This is a genomic window from Erythrobacter sp. SG61-1L (assembly GCF_001305965.1).
In the GTDB taxonomy this organism is placed as follows: domain Bacteria; phylum Pseudomonadota; class Alphaproteobacteria; order Sphingomonadales; family Sphingomonadaceae; genus Andeanibacterium.
On sequence record NZ_JXQC01000003.1, the window covers coordinates 2,862,548 to 2,885,142 of the forward strand.

General features: G+C 64.6%; 20 protein-coding genes, 1 tRNA gene and 1 pseudogene. 9 read left to right on the plus strand and 13 right to left on the minus strand.

All coding sequences use genetic code 11. The features are described 5' to 3' along the window. Positions 1–31 precede the first annotated feature (31 nt). The 6 genes and pseudogenes from SZ64_RS14090 to SZ64_RS14115 form a co-directional block, all read right to left on the minus strand. Entirely contained in the window at positions 32–496 is a 465-nt protein-coding gene (locus SZ64_RS14090) for a DUF2141 domain-containing protein (RefSeq protein ID WP_241773045.1), read from the minus strand. Beyond that, positions 463–1,176 (minus strand): sterol desaturase family protein, encoded by a 714-nt coding sequence (locus tag SZ64_RS14095; protein ID WP_054531404.1) that lies wholly within the window; start codon positions 1,174–1,176, stop codon positions 463–465. Before SZ64_RS14095 ends, SZ64_RS14090 begins: the two co-directional genes overlap by 34 nt. Positions 1,177–1,921: 745 nt before the next feature. Next, a pseudogene (locus SZ64_RS14100) lies at positions 1,922–3,145 on the minus strand (DEAD/DEAH box helicase); the annotation flags it as partial. Positions 3,146–3,427: 282 nt separating this feature from the next. Beyond that, positions 3,428–3,928, minus strand: a complete 501-nt coding sequence (locus SZ64_RS14105; protein ID WP_054532279.1) for an MmcB family DNA repair protein — start codon at positions 3,926–3,928, stop codon at positions 3,428–3,430. Between the two features lie 95 nt (positions 3,929–4,023). Further along, positions 4,024–4,437 (minus strand): hypothetical protein, encoded by a 414-nt coding sequence (locus SZ64_RS14110; protein WP_054531406.1) that lies wholly within the window; start codon positions 4,435–4,437, stop codon positions 4,024–4,026. 115 nt (positions 4,438–4,552) lie between these two features. Further along, entirely contained in the window at positions 4,553–5,347 is a 795-nt protein-coding gene (locus SZ64_RS14115) for a hypothetical protein (protein WP_054531407.1), read from the minus strand. Positions 5,348–5,503: 156 nt separating this feature from the next. Here SZ64_RS14115 and SZ64_RS14120 point away from each other — a divergent pair, with 156 nt between their 5' ends. Continuing rightward, positions 5,504–5,923 (plus strand): DUF6152 family protein, encoded by a 420-nt coding sequence (locus SZ64_RS14120; RefSeq protein WP_054531408.1) that lies wholly within the window; start codon positions 5,504–5,506, stop codon positions 5,921–5,923. A 96-nt stretch (positions 5,924–6,019) separates the two neighbouring features. Further along, a tRNA-Arg gene (locus tag SZ64_RS14125) sits at positions 6,020–6,096 on the plus strand. A 37-nt stretch (positions 6,097–6,133) separates the two neighbouring features. Here SZ64_RS14125 and SZ64_RS14130 read toward each other — a convergent pair. Beyond that, positions 6,134–7,537 (minus strand): PLP-dependent aminotransferase family protein, encoded by a 1,404-nt coding sequence (locus SZ64_RS14130; protein ID WP_054531409.1) that lies wholly within the window; start codon positions 7,535–7,537, stop codon positions 6,134–6,136. 124 nt (positions 7,538–7,661) lie between these two features. On the opposite strand from SZ64_RS14130, the gene SZ64_RS14135 reads away from it, so the two are divergent. Further along, on the plus strand, positions 7,662–8,522 hold the full coding sequence (locus tag SZ64_RS14135) for a DMT family transporter (RefSeq protein ID WP_054531410.1): 861 nt from the start codon (positions 7,662–7,664) through the stop codon (positions 8,520–8,522). A gap of 17 nt (positions 8,523–8,539) precedes the next feature. Here the strand turns inward: SZ64_RS14135 and SZ64_RS14140 are convergent, their stop codons facing one another. The 3 genes from SZ64_RS14140 to SZ64_RS14150 are packed head-to-tail and all read right to left on the minus strand — an operon-like array spanning position 8,540 to position 10,916. After that, a complete protein-coding gene (locus tag SZ64_RS14140) occupies positions 8,540–9,163 on the minus strand; it encodes a hypothetical protein (protein WP_054531411.1) in 624 nt (207 codons plus the stop codon). A 5-nt stretch (positions 9,164–9,168) separates the two neighbouring features. After that, a complete protein-coding gene (locus SZ64_RS14145) occupies positions 9,169–10,380 on the minus strand; it encodes a M20 family metallopeptidase (RefSeq protein ID WP_054531412.1) in 1,212 nt (403 codons plus the stop codon). Positions 10,381–10,427: 47 nt separating this feature from the next. Next, positions 10,428–10,916: a DUF2141 domain-containing protein gene (locus tag SZ64_RS14150; RefSeq protein ID WP_054531413.1), complete on the minus strand. Its 489-nt coding sequence runs from the start codon at positions 10,914–10,916 to the stop codon at positions 10,428–10,430. Between the two features lie 276 nt (positions 10,917–11,192). On the opposite strand from SZ64_RS14150, the gene rpe reads away from it, so the two are divergent. The 6 genes from rpe to dxs all read left to right on the plus strand — a co-directional run bounded on the left by rpe (position 11,193) and on the right by dxs (position 18,902). Further along, positions 11,193–11,855, plus strand: coding sequence for a ribulose-phosphate 3-epimerase (gene rpe / locus SZ64_RS14155; protein WP_054531414.1), 663 nt, complete (start codon positions 11,193–11,195; stop codon positions 11,853–11,855). Beyond that, on the plus strand, positions 11,855–13,750 hold the full coding sequence (locus tag SZ64_RS14160) for a heparinase II/III family protein (RefSeq protein ID WP_082384600.1): 1,896 nt from the start codon (positions 11,855–11,857) through the stop codon (positions 13,748–13,750). Before rpe ends, SZ64_RS14160 begins: the two co-directional genes overlap by 1 nt. 5 nt (positions 13,751–13,755) lie before the next feature. Next, the gene (gene purH / locus SZ64_RS14165) at positions 13,756–15,378 is read left to right on the plus strand and encodes a bifunctional phosphoribosylaminoimidazolecarboxamide formyltransferase/IMP cyclohydrolase (RefSeq protein WP_054532281.1); all 1,623 of its coding nucleotides are present in this window, start codon (positions 13,756–13,758) and stop codon (positions 15,376–15,378) included. A gap of 312 nt (positions 15,379–15,690) precedes the next feature. Beyond that, entirely contained in the window at positions 15,691–16,374 is a 684-nt protein-coding gene (gene msrA, locus SZ64_RS14170) for a peptide-methionine (S)-S-oxide reductase MsrA (protein WP_054531415.1), read from the plus strand. A 50-nt stretch (positions 16,375–16,424) separates the two neighbouring features. Continuing rightward, complete coding sequence (locus SZ64_RS14175; RefSeq protein WP_054531416.1) at positions 16,425–16,886, plus strand: transcriptional repressor; 462 nt, start codon at positions 16,425–16,427, stop codon at positions 16,884–16,886. A 93-nt stretch (positions 16,887–16,979) separates the two neighbouring features. Then, positions 16,980–18,902: a 1-deoxy-D-xylulose-5-phosphate synthase gene (dxs, locus tag SZ64_RS14180; RefSeq protein WP_054531417.1), complete on the plus strand. Its 1,923-nt coding sequence runs from the start codon at positions 16,980–16,982 to the stop codon at positions 18,900–18,902. A 278-nt stretch (positions 18,903–19,180) separates the two neighbouring features. On the opposite strand, the gene SZ64_RS14185 is transcribed toward dxs, so the two are convergent. Genes SZ64_RS14185 through SZ64_RS14195 form a run of 3 tightly spaced genes read right to left on the minus strand, consistent with a single transcriptional unit; the run spans position 19,181 to position 22,590 of the window. Then, the gene (locus tag SZ64_RS14185; protein WP_054531418.1) at positions 19,181–19,864 is read right to left on the minus strand and encodes an NnrU family protein; all 684 of its coding nucleotides are present in this window, start codon (positions 19,862–19,864) and stop codon (positions 19,181–19,183) included. Between the two features lie 27 nt (positions 19,865–19,891). Then, positions 19,892–21,181 carry an amidohydrolase family protein gene (locus SZ64_RS14190; protein ID WP_054531419.1) on the minus strand — a complete coding sequence of 430 codons (1,290 nt, stop codon included), beginning with the start codon at positions 21,179–21,181 and terminating at the stop codon, positions 19,892–19,894. Continuing rightward, positions 21,178–22,590 carry an amidohydrolase gene (locus SZ64_RS14195; RefSeq protein ID WP_054531420.1) on the minus strand — a complete coding sequence of 471 codons (1,413 nt, stop codon included), beginning with the start codon at positions 22,588–22,590 and terminating at the stop codon, positions 21,178–21,180. The genes SZ64_RS14190 and SZ64_RS14195 overlap by 4 nt, the downstream gene beginning before the upstream one ends. Positions 22,591–22,595: the final 5 nt, after the last annotated feature.

Consider the following 22,595-nt stretch of genomic DNA (forward strand, 5'->3'; position numbering starts at 1 on the left):
CGCAAGCGCCGCCCCTGCCGGAGCGGCCCGGTCAGAGCATGTAGCGCATGCGAATCGTCTGGCTCAGCGGCTTGTCCGCCACTTCGAACGCGGCCGATTTGAAGCTGGGCGGGCCCATCTTCACCTTGGCATCGCGGGAGAATCCATAGCCTTCCTTGGGCATCATCATCAGTGCCCGGTCGGCCTTGCCGTTGTTATTCTCGTCATGCAGCAGCGCGATGGCATAGGTGCCCGGCGCTACATTCTCGAAAGTGATCGTCACCGTGCCCGCGGCATTTACCGTCGCACGGTGGGATTTCGGGTCTTGCCGGCATTTGGGGAAGATGTTGGCATCGTCCGTCATGCAGGCCCGCACCACGCCCTTGGTGTTGCGCAGATCGGTCACGGTGATCGTCACCGTAGTGCCAGTGGAGGAGGCCGCAAGCAGCGGGCTGCCGGCCAGCGCAAGCGCCGGGGCAAGGATCAGGGCTGCGAAAGGCCGCGATCCGTGCCGCACAGATGATCCCAGAAGCGGAAGTAGAGGCCGTAATTGCATCGGTAATTCTCATGATGACGATGGTGGTGGCTGGCAGTTATCAGCCAGTGCCCGAGCCGGGAATGAACAAGGGCGCGGGGGAACATCTCCCAGCCCATGTGATTGGTAACGCCCATCACCGTCATGATCGCCAGCACCGTTCCCAGCATGGCGATGTGGATGGGGATGAAGAACACCAATGCCGGGATCACCACCGCCCCGGTGATCGCTTCCACCGGATGGAAGCTCATGGCCGCCCAGGCTGTCGGCGGGCGGCTGGCGTGATGCACGGCATGGGCCACGCGGAACACGGCCGGGCGGTGCATCCAGCGGTGGGTCCAGTAGAACCAGGTGTCGTGCAGGAAGAGGTAGAGGAACAGCGACAGCGGCAGATACCACAGCGGATAATCGTTCCATGCGGTGTAGATCTTCGTCCAGCCGCGTTCCTGCCAACCCCATGCGACGATGCCCGCAGGCACACCATAGATCGCCGCCGAAGCGAGCGACCAGAAGATTTCCATGCGAATCTGGGGGGTGAGACCCTTGTAGAGGCCGGGGCGGACCTTGTGAGTCGCCCAGGCAAAGGCCCCGCTGGTGATGAGATAACGCAGGCCGACGATCAGCGTCATGGCCAGTGCGGAGAGGATTGCGGCCTGTATCATGGGGCGGCCTGCAAAGCGGCAGGTGTTACACCTGTTACACACACGCGCGTCCCGGAAATCCTGCCCGCTGGCGCCAGATGGCATGGGGCCGGTTTGGATCTGGCGGGACAGTGAATCATGGCGGGCTCCCTACCACCTGCATGGCGTGTAGGACAGCCCGCCCGATCCTGTGTGCGGCCTTTCGGCCAGTTTCAGGTCAGCCCTGACGCGGTGCCTGTCGGCGCTGCGGGCGCTGGCCGCCTTCGATGCGCGGGCCACGGCCCTGACCGCCCCGGCCTTCGCCACCGCGGGATTCAGCGCTGCGACCATGGCCGCCGTGGCTGTGGCGCTGTTCGCCCTGACGGCGTTCGCCGCGCTGATCCGGACGCGCCTCGCGGCGTTCCCCGCGATGGTCCGCACGGTGTTCTCCGCGATGCTCGCCCTGGCGATTGTCGCGGCGCGGATCGGCGGAACGGGCGCCGTCGCGCTGGCCATGGGCCTGGCCGCCGCGCGCGTTCCCGCCATTGCGATTGCCGCCCTGGCGTTGGCCCTCGCGGCCGGATTTGGCTTCGCGTGCTTCGTCGGAATTGGGCCAGGGGTTGCGCGGGGTGATGAACTTGCGCGCGGCTTCGCGGCGTTCTGCATCGCGGCGCTGTCCGCCGCCATTGGCATTGCCGCCGCCATTGCGGCTGCCGCCCCGGCCTTCACCGCGACCTTCGCCACGACCTTCACCGCCACGGCGCTGGCCGCGCCCGTCGCGCGAATTGCGGCGGTCACCCCGGCCTTCGTCACGCTCTTCCTCGGGCTTCGCGCGCGGGGGAAGGGGCAGGCGGGCCATTTCGGTGCGGAAGCTTTCGGGCAGCGGCATGGCGGTCAGCCGCACGCCGGTCAGCTTCTCGATGTCGCGCAGATAGGCCTTTTCGTCGGGCGCGACGAAGCTCATGGCGATACCATCCGCCCCGGCGCGCGCGGTACGGCCGATGCGATGGACATATTGTTCGGGCACGTTGGGCAGTTCGAAGTTGAACACATGGCTCACGCCCGAAACGTCAATCCCGCGCGCGGCGATGTCGGTTGCCACCAGCACCTTCACCTGGCCCCGGCGGAAGCTGTCCAGCGCGCGAATGCGCTGGGCCTGGCTCTTGTTGCCGTGGATCGCGACCGAATCGATGCTCGCGGCGGAAAGGTGGCGCACCACTCGGTCTGCCCCATGCTTCGTGCGGGTGAACACCAGCGCGCGGTCAAGGCTCTGGTCGTTGAACGCTTCGCGCAGGCGCAGGATAAGCAGGGCCTGCTTTTCCTTCTGGTCCACGAAAGTGGAATATTGCTCGACCCGCTCGGCCGTGGTGGCCTGCGGCGTCACTTCCACGCGCACCGGGTTCTTGATGAAGCGCTTGCCAAGATCGGCAATCGCTTTTGGCATGGTGGCGGAGAAGAACAGGCTCTGGCGCTGTTCGGGCAGCAGGGCGGCCACGCGGGTCAGCGGCTTGATGAAGCCGAGGTCCATCATCTGGTCCGCTTCGTCCAGCACGAAGATTTCGACATGGCGCAGGGTCAGTGCGCGCTGGTCGATCAGGTCCAGCAGGCGGCCGGGAGTGGCCACCAGAATGTCGCAGCCGCGCGTCAGGGCGCGGGCCTGCTTGCCCACGGGCACGCCGCCGAACACGCACTGGACGGAAAGGTCCAGATAACGGGCATACAGCTTCATGTTCTCGGCGATCTGGGCAGCCAGTTCGCGCGTGGGGGAAAGCACCAGCATGCGGCAGCCGGCATTGAAGCGGCCGACCGGGTTTTCGGCCAGGCGGTGCAGCGAAGGCAGCGAGAAGGCTGCGGTCTTGCCGGTGCCGGTCTGCGCGATGCCCAGAATGTCGCGCCCTTCCAGCAGGGCGGGAATCGCCTGACGCTGGATGGGGGTGGGGTCGGAATAGCCCTTCGAGTTCAATGCACGAAGGATGGGCTCGGCAAGGCCAAGCTCGGTGAAATAGGACATGAAAATCTCTCATTGGGGCGGCGCGCAGGCGCAATTCGCCTGTGCACGGGCCCGGGTTCGTTTCTGGCGAACCTTGCGTGAAAAAGGCAGCTTGCTTGCGATGTCTACGATCGGAAGTTCGGGCGGAACGCCGGGGAATGCCCGTGCGCCCTCACGCTGCCGGAACCGCGGCGGGAAGTTGCCCCGCTCGCCGATTGCTGCGCTGCACATAAGCAGGATTACCCCGAAAAGCAAGGAAATTGCGTGTCCGCCCCGGATCGCCTGCCCGGGCCGAGCGGTTGCCTAGGCTCCGCCCCAGCGGCCCACATGGGGATCGAGCAGGGCAAGCTGGCGGCGCAGGGCTGTGCGGGCCAGCCGTTCCACTTCCACCTTGCGCCGCGCGGCGACGAGCGGCTGCAGCGGGGCGGGGCGCAAAATCTCCGCATCGTAGCCATCGGCCACGATCACGCCGCATGTGCTGGGCAGGAACCCTTCCGTCTCCAGCGGTGCCCTGTCCAGTTCCGGAGGGACGCCCCAGAAAAACCGGTCGCAATAGTCCAGATAGTCCGGCCACTTGCCGTCGCCCAGCAGGTCTGCACGGCTGACTTTGATTTCTACAATCACGATCTGGCCCTTGGGGTCGATCCCCATCAGGTCTGCCCGGCGGCCGTTGCGCAGGGGCATTTCGGCCAGGCACCAGATGTCGTTGCGGGCAAACAGCCGTGCGATTCCGCGCGCCACGGCCCGGGCGTGCCGTTCGGCGGCTTCCTGTTCCGGGGTTAGTATCGCGAGAGAATCGCCCATGCCCCGGAGATGGAACATAGCGCGAACCCGGTCAACGGGCTTTCGGTGGATTGATGCGGAAGTGTCTTCTCAGGCCGTGGGTCAGGGCCTTGAATTCAGGACATCCGCTTGCGCTGGATCATTCCGTGCGGGGCCAGCGAAAGCAGGGCTGTCCGGGCCGCCAGAAATTCGTGCCACAGGGCCTGCGCCGGGGCTGTGGTGTCTGCACCACGGGCGTTCACGGCCAGCAGGGCAGTGATGCCGGGTTCAAGGATGGCGGCCAGATCGTCGATCCCCTTTTCCGCCAGTTGGCGGCGCCAGGCGCCCGCATGGCGGATGGTTTCGGGAAAGGCGATGATCTCGGGCGTGGGCTGTTCCGGCTCGATCCCCGCAAGGTGCGCCACTACAGCGGCGGCGTCTTGCAGGGCGGCCCATTGGGCAGCCGTAGCGCCATAAAGCGCTTCTGCGAAATGCGGCGTTCCGACCAGCGAATCGCCGTGGGGAATCATGTTGGGAGGGACCGCGTTCATGCCCAATGGATAGGGGGCAGAAGTTTGAGAAATGGTTAGTGACGCGGCAACCTATGCGCGCCACTAACGCATTTCCGGGCTTTTAGTATAAGCCAAACGATTGATTCCGTTCGCCTCAATCGGCGAAGGGATCGTCATCAACCGTGTCGTTGCTTTCAAGTCCAAGGTCGATATTCGCCCCGTTCTCGCCCGTGGTCAGGTGGTTGTTTTCCGAACAGACATATTCGCGAATCGGGAAGGAATTATCCAGCTTGTAGGCCACGCGGGTCACGAAGGGGGCCGTCAGCACCTCGGGATCGGTGATCGTCATCTCGTCGATCAGCTGGCCGGGCTTCTCCAGCCAGATCTTCTCGTCCACGCGCATTTTCTCGCTGTGGTTGATGCCGGGGGCAATGAAGGTGGACAGGTTAAAGCCGGTGCTCTCGATCACCAGCGTATCGCCTTCCCAATGGCCGATCGAATTGCCGTTATAAAACAGGTCGGGATCGGCGGGCAGGGCGCGGCCATCGGTGTAGACGCGGCGGGCCTGGGCATAGGCTTCGGTCAGGATGGTCACCCGGCCGGGGGAATAGAGGATCTCGATCGGATAGGGCTGCTGCATCAGGCCGGGCAGGCCCGGCGGCAGGCAGTGGGCCTGTGCATACTGATTGGGGCCGTTTTCCTTGGTGTCGGCCAGATATTTGTCATAGGCCGCCTGCGCCGCGGGCGTCAGTTGCGGCTTGGCTGCCGCGCGGCCGCCGAACAGGGCGCCCCAGTCCGGATACCAGATGCCGGTCCAGTCCGGCAGTTTGGTGACTTCCTGATAGGCGGTCGCCCGGGGCGTGGCTTCGTCTGCGGCGGCGGCTGGGGTGACGATCGCCAGCGCCGAGGCGCAGGCAAGCATGCTGGCAATGCGGGGTAGGCCCTTCATCTCACTCTCCGGATTGTTTTCTTGTTTCATTTTTCGCCCTCGTGTGGCGAGAATTTGTTCCAAGTCAAGCTGCGGGTTGATAAAGTCATGTAAGATTGGCAGATGGGAAGAAAATCAGCATCCGCAGTGCAAGGTGGATGACATACGGAGAGTAGCATGTCTGGGAAGATTTCACGCCGCAAAACCATGATCGGCGCCGCGCTCGCTGCCGGTGCCGTGCTTGCCGTGGGGGCGCCGCTGGCGGCCCACCATTCGACCGCGATGTTCGAATGGGGCAAGGAAAAGCCTATGCCCAACGCGGTGGTGGACCGCTGGGAATGGACAAATCCGCACACTTTCCTTTACGTGAAGGTGAAGGAAAAGGACGGCCAGGAACACGTCTGGGCGCTTGAGGGGATGAGCCCCAACCACCTGCAGCGTTATGGCTGGTCGCGCACCTCGCTCAAGCCGGGCGAGAAGATCAACCTCACCTATTACCCCCTGCGCGACAAGCGCCGCGGCGGCTTCAACGTCACCGTAACCAAGGGTGATGGTACCAAGCTCAACCAGTTCGGCGAACGCGGCTCTTCCCAGTAAGAGGGGGCGCTCCGGGCATGATCGGCGATGTGTCCCCGGCGGGCGCATCGCTTTTGCCTTGGCGCAGGCCAGCAAGCTTGCTAGGCGGCGCCCCACGCACCCGTAGCTCAGCTGGATAGAGTACTGCCCTCCGAAGGCAGGGGTCACAGGTTCGAATCCTGTCGGGTGCGCCACAAGCAGGGTTCCGGATGGAAGGCCTGTGGCTGGCCCTCAACCCATTTCGTTTTTTCCCATCGCCTTGCGGATTGCCGCAAAGACCCGCTCGTCGCCGAGCTGGGTTACGTTGAAGCGCAGGAAATCCGCTGCTGTCTGCGAAGGGCTGAATACATTGCCGGGGGCAAGCATTACCTTGTCCGCCATGCAGCGCCGGGCCAGATCGCCTGAATCATATCCTTCCGGCAGGCTGCACCACAGGTGGAAGCCGCCGCGCGGGGCGATCCAGGGGGTGATTTCCAGTTCGGCCAGTCGCTCGGCAGCGTGTTTACGGGCGCGGGACAAGCGTTGACGCAGGTCTTCCATATGCTTGCGATAGCTGCCCCCGGCCAGCACGCCGGCCACCAACTCGGTCGCCAGTGTAGAAGGGCCGCCGTAACAGGTTGCCACCTGCAGGTCGGCCAGCTCCTCAATCCAGTCGGTACGTGCCGCGATATAGCCGCAGCGGGCCGATGCGGAGAGGGTCTTGGAGAAGCTGCCAATGCGGATCACTCGCTCCAGCCCGTCAAGCACGGCCAGGCGAGGTGAAGGTGACGGCTCAAAATCCGCAAAGATGTCATCCTCCACGATGGTGATGCCGTGGGTGGATGCCAGTGTCAGCACGCGATGGGCAACTTGCGGCGAAAGGCTGGCTCCGGTTGGATTATGGACGGCCGAATTGGTGATGTAGAGGCGCGGCAATTCGTTGGTGAGCGCCTGTTCGAATGCGGCGGTATCCGGGCCATTGGGCGTATAGGGCACCCCTACGATGCGCACGTGATGGGCGCGCAGCAGGGCCTGGAAGTTGAAATAGCATGGATCGTCGACCAGCACCGTGTCGCCCGGGCGCAGCAGCAGGCGGCAGACGAGGTCGATCGCCTGCGTGCCCGATCCAGCCAGCATGATCTGGTCAGCCCCGGCGGCAATCCCTTCATCGGCGAAGCGCGCCTGAAGCAGCCGCCGTAGGGTGGGGGAGCCGCGCGTTCCGCCATAGCTGGTCAGCAGGCTGTCTTCCGCCCGCGCAAGGCCCCTTAACCCCTTGCGCAGCGCGGCATTGGGCATCCAGTCCGCCGGCAGCCAGCCGCAGCCGGGTGTGAGCACGGCGGGATCCGCGTCGAGCGACTGGCGGGACACCCAGAAGGGATCAAGCTCGCGCTCTCGCACCGGGCCCATTTCGGCCAGCGCCATGGGCGGAAGATTGGCGCCGGTGACGTAGAAGCCCGATCCCCGCCGGGCGCGAATCACGCCTTCGGCCTCCAGCCGGTCATAGGCTTCGACCACGGTAGAGGGGGAAACGCCCATCGTCCGGGCGAAGCTTCGCACAGAGGGCAGGCGGTCCCCCGGAACCAGCGCGCGCGTGGCGATGCGGCTGCGGATTGCCTCCATCAGCGTTTCGGTGCGGGTGAGGGCCGGGCTGGCCATGAGAGACTTCCTTCCACTCTGTATGGCCTATTGGATCAATACAGTTTGATTAAATTGTATGCCATCGTTGCTGTCAGGCCAAGCCCGCCCTGCCTAGTGCGCCCGTGCAAGGAGGTATCGGCATATGGACCGGACAAGCGCGGGCTGGGGTAGCGGCCTGCTGGGCGTAATCATTTTCAGCGGGTCGCTTCCGGCGACACGGCTGGCGGTGGAAGAGCTTTCACCTTTGTTTCTCACCTCGGCCCGGGCCGCGATTGCGGGCCTGCTCGGTGCGGCCTGCCTTCTGGCACTGCGCCAGCGAAGGCCTGCCCGGGCCGATCTGGTTCCGCTTGCCGTCGTGGCGCTGGGCGTGGTGGTGGGCTATCCGCTGCTTTCCGCGCTGGCGCTGCAATATGTCAGCGCCGCCCATTCCGCCGTGTTCCTTGGCCTTCTGCCGCTCAGCACGGCGTTTTTCGGCGTTCTGCGCGGAGGGGAGCGGCCTCATCCGGCCTTCTGGATATTCTCCCTGCTGGGTGCGGCAATCGTGGCGGGCTTTGCGCTTTCGCGCGGAGCTGACGGCTCCCTGCCGGGCGATCTGCTGATGCTCGCCGGGATTCTCGTCTGCGGCTTGGGCTATGCCGAAGGCGCTGCCCTGTCGCGCCGGCTTGGTGGCTGGCAGGTCATTTCATGGGCGCTGCTGCTGGCGCTGTTGCCTATGGCAGCCATCGCCCTTGCCACCACTCCAGTGCATCCGGGCGGGATCGGAGTGTCCGCATGGGCGGGCCTGTTCTACGTCTCGGTATTCAGCATGCTGGTGGGGTTCGTGTTCTGGTATCGCGGCCTTGCGCTGGGCGGGATCGCCGGCGTGGGCCAGCTGCAGCTGATGCAGCCCTTCTTTGGCCTGCTGGCGGCAGCCCTGGTGCTGCACGAACCCATCGCATGGACGATGACCGTTGCGGCGGCGGCCGTGATCCTGTGCGTCGCCGGGGCGAAGCGCTTTGCCTGAGGCTCAGGCCCTGAAAATCAGGGCCAGGCCTTGGCGGGCGCTTCGGCCAGGCAACCGGTGATCCGGAAGGCGCCGCGCGGCATGGAATCCGCCTCTGCCTCGGGGTCGGGCGTCAGCATGGCAACATCGTACCACAGGGCCTCGCCCAGTTCCGGCGTCATCAGATAGGGCGGGGCTTCTTGCCCGGCGGAAGGCGGATTTTCGGCCACCATCAGGTTTGCGTCGAGCGGAAGGAAGCGCAGTTTGGCGAGCAGCTCAAGCTCCGCATCCTGATCTTCCGGGCTTTCTGTTTCGGGCAAAAGGCTGGCAGGGCCGCCATCCTCGGCAGCGGGATCGTAGGGGTTCCCGACCGGCAGCAGGGTGATCCCGCTGTAACCGTTGGAAACGGCGAAGGAGAACCAATAGTCCCGCCGGGGCGTAGTGAGCTTGAAGTAGAGGTCCGATGCCGCGGAAGGCCAGTGCCTGGCCGGAATGAAGGATGCGTGGATGTCCCCCTCTTCGGACGGCAAGGTGTAGACCGCGCGTTCCGCCGGGCAGCTTGCCGCGCCTGCCTGCGCCTCTTCCGCATGGGCCAGTGCGGGTGCCAGCAGCAGGCCAGAACCAAGCGCGCACCGCAGCGCGGCGCGGAAAACATGTGCCATTGGGGTCAGCTCCAGCCTTGTTCGAGGAAACGTGTGGCGCAGCCCGCCAGGAAGGCGGCCCCGCGCGGAAGGACGGCTTCGTCCACCATCATGCGGCTGGAATGCAGGCCGCAGCACTGGCTCCAGTCATCGCCTTCATGCGCGACGCCCAGAAAGAACATCGCGCCGGGCATGGCCTGCAGGACATAGGAAAAGTCCTCTGCGCCCATGATCGGGTGATCCATGCGCAGGAATGCCTGTTCGCCGCCCAGTTCCTTGGCGATGGCCTCGCCCAGCGAAACGGCGCGCGGATCGTTGATGGTGGGCGGGAAGCCCTGCACGAATCCTGCCGTCGCTTCCATCCCATGGGCAGCGGCGATGCCCTGCGCCAGTTGAGAGACTTCTTCGCGCACGCGGGCGCGGTTCTGCGTTGAAAGCGTACGGATCGTGCCGCGCAGCCGCGCCTCGTTGGGAATGATATTGTGGGCACTGCCCGCATCGAGCTGGGTGATGGTGATCACCACGGCCTCTGCCGCGTTGAAGCGGCGGGTGACGAGTGTTTGCAGCGCGCCCACGATCTCGCATGCCACCGGCACCGGATCGCGCGTGTCATGCGGCATGGAGGCATGGCCGCCGCGGCCGGTGACAGTGATTTCCACCATGTCGGCGGCGGCAAGCAAGGCCCCGTCGCGGCTGCCCAGCACGCCGTGGGCCGCGTTGGGCATGATATGCATCGCAAATGCGGCCTCGGGCAGGGGATAGCCGGTCGTTCCGCCCAGCAGCCCGTCTTCCAGCATGAAGCGGGCGCCGTGGAAGCCTTCCTCGCCCGGCTGGAACATGAAGCGCACTTCGCCGGCCAATTCACCCTGCCGCGCCGCCAGAATGCGCGCGGCGCCAGCCAGCATGGCGGTGTGCGTGTCATGCCCGCAGGCATGCATCCGGCCGGGAATGGTGGAGGCAAAGGGCAGGCCCGTCTCCTCCCCCATGGGCAGGGCGTCCATATCGCCGCGCAGCAGCACGGTGCGACCGGGCTTGGCGCCTTTCATGATCGCCACCGCGCCGGTGGTGGAGGGGCCTTCGCGCCATTCCAGCGGCAGATCCGCCAGTTCGGCGCGGACCTTGGCCAGCGTCTTGGGCGTTTCGAGGCCGAGTTCAGGCTCGGCATGGATCGCCCGACGCAGGGAGACAATGCGATCCGCGATCGCGCGGGCATCGGCGAGCAGGGATTCAGTCAGCATTCCGGGTTGATAGCGCCAACCGGCGCGGCCCGCCAGCCGCCTTGATCTTACGGATATTTCATCTGGATATGGGTGGCGAGGCCGGACTTCGACACATTGAGCCGCACCGCGCTGAAGGAGGGAAGACCGGCAATGGTGGAAGGGTTGTTGGAAAAGCCGAAGCCTTCCTTGGGCAGCAGCCCGCGGTCGAACTTACCGCCGCCATCTTCGTCATGATAGACGGCGATGGCGTAGACGCCCGGCCCGGGAATGCACACTTTCGCGCGGGTAGTGCCCTGCTGGGCATCCACCTTGCCGACATTGATCTCGCCCTTGGACGCAAGGAAGCGCTTGCGGTCGTCAGGATAGATCGTGACCACCAGCTTGCCGTTGTTGTTGCGAATGCCGTTCGCCACCACATTTATCGACGCGGGAAACTTGTTGCGGCCAACGCAATCCCCCTCGCCCTGCGCGGATGCGGGGGCGGCGGCGGGGGCGGCTGCCGCAGCAACGGCCAGGGTCAGTGCTGCTTTTCGGAAGAGGGAAGTGTTGGTCATGGCTTTCTACATGGGTTTGCGGTTTAAAATTCATAGGGCCGGATGACGTCAGCTGATGCATTCGCCATTCGCTCATCGTTTTGGTGCGAACCCTGTTGGTCGGGGTTTCTGCCCCCGGCTCGTTTAACGCCCACTGAATTGGCCGATCAGGCCGCGGCAAGGCACCGGACTGTCGCCAAATTGATTCGGCCTGACGATAAATCAAGATTCTGTGTGGAAAATGAGGCAGGCCCGGCTTGTCGCCCCAACCGGTGGTAGATAGGGCCATTGCGCAGTATGAGCGCTCCGCTGATCTCGCCCTCGATCCTTTCGGCCGACTTTTCGCGGCTTGGTGAAGAAGTGCGCGCAATCGACGCAGCCGGTGCCGACTGGATTCACGTGGATGTGATGGATGGGCATTACGTGCCCAATCTCACTATCGGCCCGGCCGTGGTGAAGGCGCTGCGCCCGCACACCAGCAAGCCGTTCGACGTTCATCTGATGGTGTCCCCGGTCGATAACTGGCTGCAGGACTTTGCCGATGCCGGGGCAGACATCATCACCGTCCACCCCGAAGCCGGGCCGCATATCCACCGCACGGTGCAGGCGATCCGGGCGCTGGGCAAGAAGGCGGGCGTCTCGCTCAATCCCGGCACTCCGGCCAAGATGCTGGACTATCTGCTGGAAGATATCGACCTTGTCCTGGTGATGAGCGTCAATCCCGGCTTTGGCGGGCAGAGCTTCATTCACAGCCAGCTCAAGAAGATCGAGGCGATCCGCAAGCGGATCGACCAGATGGGGTTGCAGGTCCATCTGGAAGTGGATGGCGGCGTGAACGAGGAAACGGCGCGCCTGTGTGTCGATGCCGGGGCCGATGTGCTGGTCGCCGGTTCGGCCACTTTCAAGGGCGGGCCGGATCGCTATGCCGCCAATATCGCGGCATTAAAGGGCGGTGGGTGATGGAGCAGGTCGCCAGCCAGCCGCGCCTCGCGCTCGATGGTGACCATGCTGCGTCGCAGGATTTTCCCATGGCCGTGCCGCTTTCCACGCCCGGTGCGGAGCCGCTGACCACTCAGCCCGCTGCCGACGATGCGGGGCTCGACCTCGTGGCAAGCGAGTTGATCGAGCCGGGCCGTTCGCTTGTCCTCAGCGATATTCAGCCTCCTGCGCTCAGTGCCGGTGAAAAGCTGATCCGCCTTGCCTATCGCATGGGTGTTCCGGGTTCGACCATTGCCGCGCCTTTCCGCAAGCCGGCCAAGCCGCGCCTGCTGGCCACGGTGGAAAGCCCGCTGCCGGGAGACCGTGTTGCGGGCGTGGCGCTCAGGGCCGGCCATTTCCTGATTCACGGGGTGAAGGCGCCCATCGGCCAGATGGATTTCACCCCCGCTGCACGGCTCACGCCGCCGTTCGAGCAGACGATCCACGGTTTCGGCTGGCTGCGAGACCTCTCGTCCAGTGCGCCGCGCGAGCAATGTGTCCCGACGTCTGAGCGGATCGCTTCGGCCTGGCTCGATGCCAATGCCCATCCCGGCAAGGGTGCGGCCTGGAGCGTCGGCAATGCCGGGCACAGGTTGCTGAACTGGCTCGTCCATGCGCCGCTTATCCTGTCAGGCACGGACAAGGCGCTGCGTGGCCGGATGCTGGCCGCGATGAACGAAACCGCCCGCTGGCTGGATCGCGCCGTCCTGCGTGCGGAAGACCGGCTGGCCGAAACGGCGGGTTGGTGCGCCATCGTGGCGGCCGGGCTGCTGCTGCCCGATGGCAAGCCGCGCCGCCTTTATGGCGAAGCCGGGCTGATCAAGGCGCTGGGCGAACTGGTGGGCGACGATGGCGGGGTGCTGTCACGCAGCCCTCTGGCCCAGATGGAAGCGATCGGCCTGCTGGTGGACCTTTCCGCCTGTTACCGCGCCACGCGCCGGGATCCGCCCGAGGCCGTGGATGCCATGCTGCATTTGCTGGTGCCGCCGCTGTTGGCGCTGACCCATGGCGACGGATCGCTGGGCAATTGGCAGGGCGCAGGCGCTGTTTCGGCAGATGCGATTGCCGGGCTGATAGAGGCGAGCGGTGTGCGCACGCGCCCGCTCAAGGACGCCCGCCAGTGGGGCTATCAGCGCGTGACCGCCGGCAAGGCAGTGCTGCAGATGGATGCTGCCCCGCCGCCGCTCGCGCGGCATACGCGCAGCGGCTGTGCCTCCACCCTTGCGTTTGAGCTTTCGGACCGTGGACAGCGGATCATCGGCAATTGCGGCGGGGCTGCCTTTGCGGGCGGGCAGGTGCCGGTGCGCATCGAAAGCGGGCTGCGCGCCACGGCGGCCCATTCCACGCTGGTGCTGGACGATGTGAATTCCACTGCCGTGCTGATCAACGGCAAGATCGGTTCCGGCGTCAACGAGGTCGAGCTGGACCGCCGGATGATGCAGGATGAACGGGGCGGGGCGGCCACGCGGATCGAGGCGAGCCATGACGGCTATGCCCAGCGCTATGGCCTGATCCACCGCCGTATCCTGATCCTGCGGGATGACGGGACGGAACTTCGCGGGGAAGATCTGTTGCTTCCCGTGGGCCGCAAGGGCAAGCGCGGCAAAGTGCCCTTCGCGATTCGCTTTCATGTCGGGCCGGGTGTAGAACTGGGCCTGTCGGAAACCGGCACCGGCGCGGGGCTGGCCCTTCCGGATGGAAGCTATTGGCAGTTCGCCACTGGCGCGGGTGCGCTGGAGGAAGGCGAACTGGCAATCGAGGAGAGCCTGTGGGTCGATGGCGGCGGCAGGCCGCAGGCAGCCCAGCAATTGGTGCTGCAGGGAATGGTATCGCGCGGCGGGGGAAGTTTCTCCTGGCTGCTCAAGCGAATGGGATGAATCCGGTGAGCGAGGTCAAGATCAAGCGGGCGCTGCTGTCAGTGTCCGACAAAGGCGGTTTGGTGGAACTGGGCCAGGCATTGGCGCGGCACGGGGTGGAACTGGTTTCCACCGGCGGCACGGCCAAGGCCCTGCGCGAGGCAGGCCTTGCGGTGATGGATATTTCGGAGCTGACCGGCTTTCCCGAAATGATGGATGGCCGGGTGAAGACCCTGCACCCCAAGGTCCATGGCGCGCTGTTGGCCGTGCGCGACAATGCCGAGCATGTTGCGGCCATGGTTGAGCATTCTATCGGCGCGATCGACCTCGTTGTCGTCAATCTCTACCCCTTTGAGGCTACCGTAGCCCGGGGTGCCGAACGCGATGAAGTGATCGAGAATATCGACATTGGCGGGCCGTCCATGGTCCGCTCCGCCGCGAAAAACCATGGTTTCGTCACGCTTCTCACCGATCCGGCCGATTATGCCGAAGTGATCGCGGAAATGGACGCCACGGGCGGTGCCACGTCGCTGGCATTCCGCATCCGCATGGCAGGCAAGGCCTATGCGCGCACTGCGTCATACGATGCGGCCATCGCCAACTGGTTCGCTTTCGGCGATGCCTATTCCAATCCGCTCGGCGCCGAGGCGCTGAAGGCGACTCCTTTCCCCGCAGCATTGCCGCTGGCCTTCAAGCGCGAGGCTGAACTGCGCTATGGCGAAAACCCGCACCAGATCGCGGCGGTCTATCTGCCGCAGGCGAGCAACGTGCAGGGCATCGCCCAGGCAGAACAGCTGCAGGGCAAGGAACTGTCCTACAACAATTTCAACGATGCCGATGCCGCGCTGGAACTGGTGAGCGAGTTCCGCAATGGCGATCCGGCAGTGGTTATCGTCAAGCATGCCAATCCCTGCGGCGTGGCGCAGGCAGGCAGCCTGCTCGATGCCTATAATGCGGCCTTCGATTGCGACCGTGTCTCTGCATTCGGCGGTATCGTGGCGGTCAATCGCCCGCTCGACGGGCCGACGGCGGAAGCCATCACCTCGATCTTCACCGAAGTCGTGATCGCCCCCGGCGCGGATGAAGCGGCGCGTGCGATCTTCGCCCAGAAGAAGAACCTGCGCCTGCTGCTGACGGGCGAACTGCCCGATCCGGCGCGCCCGGGCCTGACGCTGAAGACCATTGCTGGCGGCCTGCTGGTGCAGAGCCGTGACAATGGCGAGATCAGCCTGCCCGATCTCAAGGTGGTGACCAAACGCGCGCCGACCGAGCAGGAGTTGAAGGATTGCCTGTTCGCCTGGACGGTGGCCAAGCATGTGAAGTCCAACGCCATCGTCTATGCCAAGGACGGGGTGACGGCAGGTATCGGCGCAGGCCAGATGAACCGCCGCGATTCCTCCCGCATTGCCGCGATCCGCGCGCGCGAAGCGGCAGAGGAAGCTGGCTGGCCGCAGCCCCGCACCGTGGGCAGCGCCGTGGCGTCCGATGCGTTCTTCCCCTTCCCCGACGGACTGCTGGCAGCCGCCGAAGCGGGCGCGACCGCGGTGATCCAGCCGGGCGGCGCCATGGGCGACGACAAGGTGATCGCTGCAGCCGACGAAGCAGGCCTCGCCATGGTCTTCACCGGGATGCGCCACTTCCGGCACTGATCCGGCCCGTAACGCTTCCACCATTCGTCGCTGATTCCGCTCGCTTCGCGGAGTCCGGCCTTGAACCGGCATGGCCGGGAACCGAACTCGCCCTCCGTCGTCGATAGCGGCAGGGGGCGCTTTCGTTCGTTCCGTTCACGCCCGCGCAAGGGTTTTGCGTTAGACAAATGCGATCCGAAGATCGCGAAGAGCTGAAAGTTACCCCATCATGGGCCTTTTCACTGCCGACCTTTATCGTTCCTTTGCCATCGGCTTTGGCCTTGGGGGACTGGCTGTCGCGATCGCCGTCGCAACACAGAGCCTGATAGCGTGATGACACAGACGAAACCCGCAAAGACTCTTATCCTCGCAGCTTCGCTGCTTTTCTCCGCCGCCTGCGCCCAGCCCGCTTTCGCGGAAGAGGCCGTGCTTGCCCCGGCGGCCAAGGTCACTTCGAAGGAAAGCGGTTTGCAGACCGCGATCTTCGCGGGTGGCTGCTTCTGGGGGATCGAGGCGGTGTTCAGCCACACCAAGGGCATCACCAGCGCGGTTTCGGGTTATCACGGCGGCAGCAAGGCCGATGCGGTCTATGGCACGGTCAGCGATGGCAATACCGGCCATGCCGAATCGGTGAAGGTGACCTACGATCCCAAGATCGTCCGTTACGATCAGTTGCTGCGCATCTTCTTCTCGGTTGGCGCCGACCCCACGACGCTGAATTATCAAGGCCCCGATCACGGCACGCAATATCGCAGCGCGCTGGTGCCGATGAATGCCGAACAGGCAAAGGTGGCCAAGGCCTATCTCGCCCAGATGGGCAAGTCCGGCGTGTGGAAGGCCCCGATTGTCACGAAGATCGAAGCCTACAAGGCCTTCTACCCGGCTGAACAATATCATCAGGACTTCATGAAGCGGAATCCCAACCAGGGTTACATCGTCCGGTGGGACAAGCCCAAGGTGGCCGCGCTGAAGAAGATGTTCCCCGTTCAGTACAGCGCCACCTTCAAGACAGGCTGATCCCGAGCCGCAAGATTGCGGGCCGGGATCGGACTGCCTATATCCTGCACATGGCCAGGCATCATCATCACGAACATTCGGGCGCGAAGCTTGTCGACGCTGCCCGTTCCGCGCTGACCGAAGCGGGCGAACAGTGGACCGACATGCGCGCCGACGTGTTCGAGGCGCTGGCCACTTACGAGAAGCCGGCATCGGCCTATGACATTGCCGAAAGCCTATCCGCCAGCCGGGGCAAGCGCGTGGCGGCCAACAGCGTCTATCGCATCCTGGACCTGTTCGTGCGCACGAACCTGGCCAACCGGATCGAAAGCGCCAATGCCTATATGGCCAACACCCATCCCGGCTGCCGCCACGATTGCATCTTCCTGATCTGCGACAAATGCGGTCAGGCCACCCATTTCGATGACGATGGCATCACCGGCAGCCTGCGCGATGCCGGGCACCGCAACGGCTTTGCCGATGTCCGCCCGGTGGTGGAACTGCGCGGCCTGTGCGATCACTGCGCGGCCTGACCGGCCCTGCGAAGCGACCGGCACAATTGCACCATAGTGCGTAACATGCACCTAGCGTTCGACACTTCTTTGACCTTGGGGTAACAGGGGCCGATGTCCAATCCTCCCGTCACGCCGTTGCTCGACACGGTCGATATTCCAGCCGATCTGCGCAAGCTCAAGCCCGGGCAATTGCGCCAGGTTGCGGACGAACTGCGGCAGGAAATGATCTCCGCCGTGGGTGCCACCGGCGGGCATCTGGGTTCTGGCCTTGGCGTGGTCGAACTGACCGTGGCGATCCATTACGTGTTCAACACGCCGGATGACCGGCTGATCTGGGACGTGGGCCATCAGGCCTATCCGCACAAGATCATCACCGGCAGGCGGGACCGTATTCGCACCCTGCGTCAGGGTGGCGGGCTTTCCGGCTTCACCAAGCGCAGCGAAAGTGAATACGATCCCTTCGGCGCGGCGCATTCCTCCACCTCGATTTCGGCTGGCCTCGGCTTTGCCATCGCCAACAAGCTGGCGGGCACGCCGGGCAAGGCCATCGCGGTGATCGGTGACGGCGCGATGAGCGCGGGCATGGCCTATGAGGCGATGAACAACGCGGAAGCCGCCGGCAACCGGCTGGTGGTGATCCTCAACGACAACGACATGTCCATCGCGCCGCCAGTGGGCGGGCTTTCGGGCTATCTCGCGCGGCTGGTTTCCAGCGCGCAATTCCTTGGTCTGCGCGATCTGGCGAAGAAATTCGCCCGCCGCCTGCCTGCCCCGCTGCATCGCGCGGCGAAGAAGACGGACGAATTTGCCCGCGGCATGGCCATGGGCGGCACCTTGTTCGAGGAACTGGGCTTCTATTACGTCGGCCCTATCGACGGGCACGATCTGGACCAGCTTGTCCCGGTGCTGGAAAATGTGCGCGATGCCGCCGAAGGGCCGTGCCTGATTCATGTCGTGACGCAGAAGGGCAAGGGCTATGGCCCCGCCGAACAGAGCGCGGACAAATATCACGGCGTCCAGAAGTTCGATGTCATCACTGGTGAACAGAAGAAAAGCGCGGGCGGGCCGCCCAGCTACACCGGCGTTTTCGCCAATGCGCTGATGGCCGAAGCGGCACAGGATGACCGCATTTGCGCGATCACGGCGGCGATGCCTTCCGGCACCGGGCTGGACAAGTTCGCCGCTGCCTATCCTGACCGCACATTCGATGTCGGCATTGCCGAACAGCATGCGGTTACCTTTGCTGCCGGGCTTGCGGCGCAGGGCATGAAGCCCTTCTGCGCGATCTATTCCACCTTCCTGCAGCGCGCATACGATCAGGTGGTGCATGATGTGGCGATCCAGAACCTGCCGGTGCGCTTTGCCATTGACCGTGCGGGTCTGGTCGGGGCCGATGGGGCGACCCATGCGGGCAGCTTCGATGTGACCTATCTCGCCAGCCTGCCCAATTTCGTGGTGATGGCCGCCGCGGATGAGGCGGAACTGGTCCATATGACGCACACCGCCGCGCAATATGACGCAGGCCCCATCGCCTTCCGCTATCCGCGCGGCAATGGCGTGGGCGTGCCTCTGCCCGAAGACCCGCAAGTGCTGGAAATCGGCAAGGGTCGCGTGGTGCGCGAAGGGACGAAGATCGCCCTGCTCTCGCTTGGCACCCGCCTTGCCGAAGCGCTCAGGGCGGCCGACCAGCTTGATGCGAAGGGCCTTTCCACCACGGTGGCCGATCTGCGCTTCGCCAAGCCGCTGGACAGCGAATTGATCCGCCGCCTGATCGCCACGCATGAAGTGGTGGTGACGATCGAGGAAGGCTCCATCGGCGGCCTTGGCGCCCATGTGCTGACCATGGCCAGCGACGAAGGGCTGACCGATAGTGGCCTCAAGATCCGCACCCTGCGCCTGCCGGACATCTTCCAGGATCAGGACGCGCCCGAAAAGCAGTATGACGAAGCCGGGCTGAACGCGGGCGGGATCGTCGATACGGTGCTGAAAGCCCTGCGGCACAATTCGGCCGGTGTGGAAGAGGCGCGGGCTTGAACGAACCGCCAACTTCCCCCGCTGAAGATCCGCGTTCCCGTTGGCCAGAGGGCGTCAAATCGGTCGGCGTGGATGATTTGGGGCGCTTAGGTGTGAGCGAGCGTGGCGGCCTTTACTGGGATGGCAGGCAAATTGAAGTTCGTCGGACATTCAGTTTGTCGGGATGGCAGTCACTTTATGCAATCTTGACGCTTATAATTGCCGCTATCGCGGCTGCATCGGCAGCCATTTCAGCTTACGTTGATCTGGGGACACAAAAGATGGTCAGTCTGGCTAAGTCAGATCCAACGCCAAATCCCAGCGGGAATCCCGGCAGCATGGATATGGCCGTAAGTCGCCACAAGCCACAGGACCAGCGAGATCAGCCATAGCGGCAGGCCGGCCGAAGTCAGCTTGCCCCAGCGGGGCCAGAAGCTTGAACGGGCTTCCCAATGTATCCAGGCATCGCCCAGCAACTCGGCCTTCTTCTTGTCCTGCAGGCGGCTGCCGATCAGAGCCAGGATAAGGATGGCAGTGGCCAGGATGGTCGTGCGCGCGCTCCAGCCGATCAGGATATGGGCAATGGCCCATAGCGCTATGCCCCACATCATCGGATGGCGGGTTACCGCGAAGACACCGGTCGGTCTGGCCGCGGCGATCTTCTCCACCGGAGTTTCCGGCATCGCCGGATTGCCGCGAAACGATCCGAACAGCAGCACCAGTGCCACCAGCGTCAGCAGGCTGGCGACAGCCCACAGCAGCTCGCCCGGCAGGCCGGGAAGGCCGCCGCTGCCAACTGGAGAGGCGCGGAAGGCCAGCACCATCCAGATCAGACTGGCAAAGGCCACCAGTGAATAGAGGCCAAGGAAGGGCTTTTCACCCAGCGCACGCACCAGCGGCGCGCGCAGCGGGTGAGACAGCACGAAATGCCCGCCGGTGAAGGCAGTCGATGCGGCGATCAGCGAAACGAGTGACGGGTCCATCGGGGGCCTCCCTCAGACACGATCATCTCACCAATCGTAAGCCTTGGGCAAGGCGCCTTCCTGCGGTGTAAGGTAACGGTCGCGAAGCTTCGTCTGGTGGCTTTCCAGGGGCTGTTCTACTCCGTCCACGAACACGCGCATGGGTGCAGTGCTCAGTTCCAGCGGGTCGCCATCCCAGATCACCACATCGCCTGTCGCGCCGGGTTTCAACACGCCCATGCCGGGCATGCCGCTGATCTCCGCCGGGACGGAGCTGATCGCGGCGAATGCCTCGCCCCAGCTCAGCCCGCTGGCGCCGGGCAGCTTGGTCAGCGCCACCAGATTGCCTGCCTGCTGCGGGGCGTAGCGCGGCTGGTTCATATCGAAGAAGCGGCCGATGGCCACTTTCACCCCGGCATCGTGCATCCGCCCGGCATTGGATTGGGTCGCGGCCAATTGCTCGAACTGGGCGGGCAGATCGTTCAGCGCATTGGCGATTACCGGCACCTTCGCGGCGGAGATTTCCTTCGCCACCATCCAGCCCTCGCTCGCCCCTGCCAGCACGAGGTCCAGCTTGGGGAAATCCTGCCGCAGCTTGAGCGCCGCGAGGATGTCTGCCGCGCGTTCGACATGGACGTAAAGCGGCTGGCGCCCCTCCACGACCGGGATCAGCGCCGCCGCATCTGGCCGGTTGAGCAGGGCATCGTCATTGCGCCCGCCGCGCGAGGCGAGATCCTGCGCTTCGGCAAGCGCGTTGCGCAGGGTGACATGGGCGGCCGTGCGGCTGCCTCCGGCCAGTCCGCCACCGCCTTCGCCAAGCTCGACATATTGGAAGGCGCGCGGCTTCACCACCGGCTCGCTGTCGGAACCCAGGTCGATCACGGCGCCCTGCCCGGCGAAGATCGCATTGCCGGATCGGGGGAAGACACTGGCCCGCGTCACTCCGCCCGCGCGGCTGACCTTGATGTTCTGCGCCAGTGGATTGACTACCGGGGCAATGTCCAGCGCGGCACTGAAGATGGATTTATCGGCGCTGATGTCGCGGCTCTGGTCCACTGCGTCGACATCGTACAGGCCAAGATCAGTGAGGGCGGAGAACAGGCCGGGTGTCACCCATTTGCCGGTTCCGTCGATCTGCTCCACGCCCTGCGGCACGGCAACGCCCCGGCCAACGGCAGCGACCTTGCCGCCGCGCACCACAAGGGTGGCATCGGCAATCGGTTCGCTCCCGTCGCCCAGTGCGACAGTGGCGTGGGTGATGGCGAAATCCTGCGCGACGGCGGGGGCTGCGATGGCCAGCGCGGCAGCCGCAGCCAGAAGAGCGGGAAGGCGCGTCATTTCACGTCTCCTTCACCGGGCTGGCCCAATTCGAAATCGCTGACCGGGCGGCGCTGCGGATCGAGTGCGTCAAACATCAGCGCGCCGTCGATCCAGACCTTTTCCGGCCGTGAATAGACCGACAGCGGATTGCCGTTCCACAGCACCACATCGGCCATCTTGCCGGTTTCAAGGCTGCCGGTGAGCTTGTCGATCCCCATCGCCTTCGCGGCGTTCAGCGTGAACCAGCCGACCACCTGAGCATCGGGAATGTCGATGCCGATGCGCTTGCCCGCAGCCTGTGCCTTGGCGGCTTCCTGATTGAGGCGCTGGATGCCGTTCTCGTCATCCGAATGGATGATGACGCAGGCCCCGGCCTGCTGGATCAGCGCGGCATTTTCAGGGATCGCATCATAGGCTTCCATCTTGAAGCCGTACCAGTCCGCCCACACGGCGGAGCAGACATTGGCCTGACGCAGCAGATCGGCAATCTTGTAGCTTTCCACTGCGTGGTGGAACGCAGTGACCTTGTAGCCCATCTCCTTCGCCATATCGAGGACGAGGGCCATCTCGTCCGCGCGATAGCAGTGGTTCTGGACCAGGATGTCGCCATCCAGCACTCCGGCCAGCGTTTCCATCGCAAGATCGCGTTCCTTGCGGTCGCCAGCGGCATATTTCTTCGCTTCGAACCAGGTCTTCCGGTTGACCGCGAAATTGCCCATGCGGGTCATCGGGGACCGGCCCTGGCTGCCATAGACGCGCTTGGGGTTTTCCCCGCAGGCCATCTTCAAACTATAGGGCGCGCCGGGGAACTTCATTCCCTGCACCGTGCGGCTGGGCACATTCTTGAGCGTGACGGAGCGGCCGCCCATCAGATTGCCCGAACCGGGCAGGATCTGCAGTGCGGTAACGCCGCCATTGGCCAGTGCGCGGGTGAAGCCGGGATCCTGCGGCCATACGCTGTGTTCGGCCCATACCTGCGGCGTGGTCGGTTCCGTCATTTCATTGCCGTCTTCATGCGAGGCAACGGCGGGGGAGGGGTAGTCGCCCAGATGGGAGTGAACGTCGATCACGCCGGGGGTGACGAACTTGCCCGTCCCGTCAATGCGGGCATAGCCTTCAGGAATGGCCAGTTCGGCATTGCCGACGGCGACTACCTTGCCTTCCGAAAACAGCACAATGCCCTTGTCGATCCGGCCGCCCTTGCCGTCATACACCGTGGCGCCAACCAGTGCGGTCGGCGCGCCGGGATAGGGCTTGTAGGTGGAAGGATAGGGCTGGTCTTCCCTTTCGTCCTTTGCAGAGGCGGCGGACGGGGCAGGCGCGGGCTTTGCGCTCGCGCTGTTTACCCCGCCGCTTTCGCCGCCACAGGCCGCCAGGGCGAATGCCCCGGCCAGTGCCACACCGATTGCCGCCTTGCTGCGTGCCATGCCCT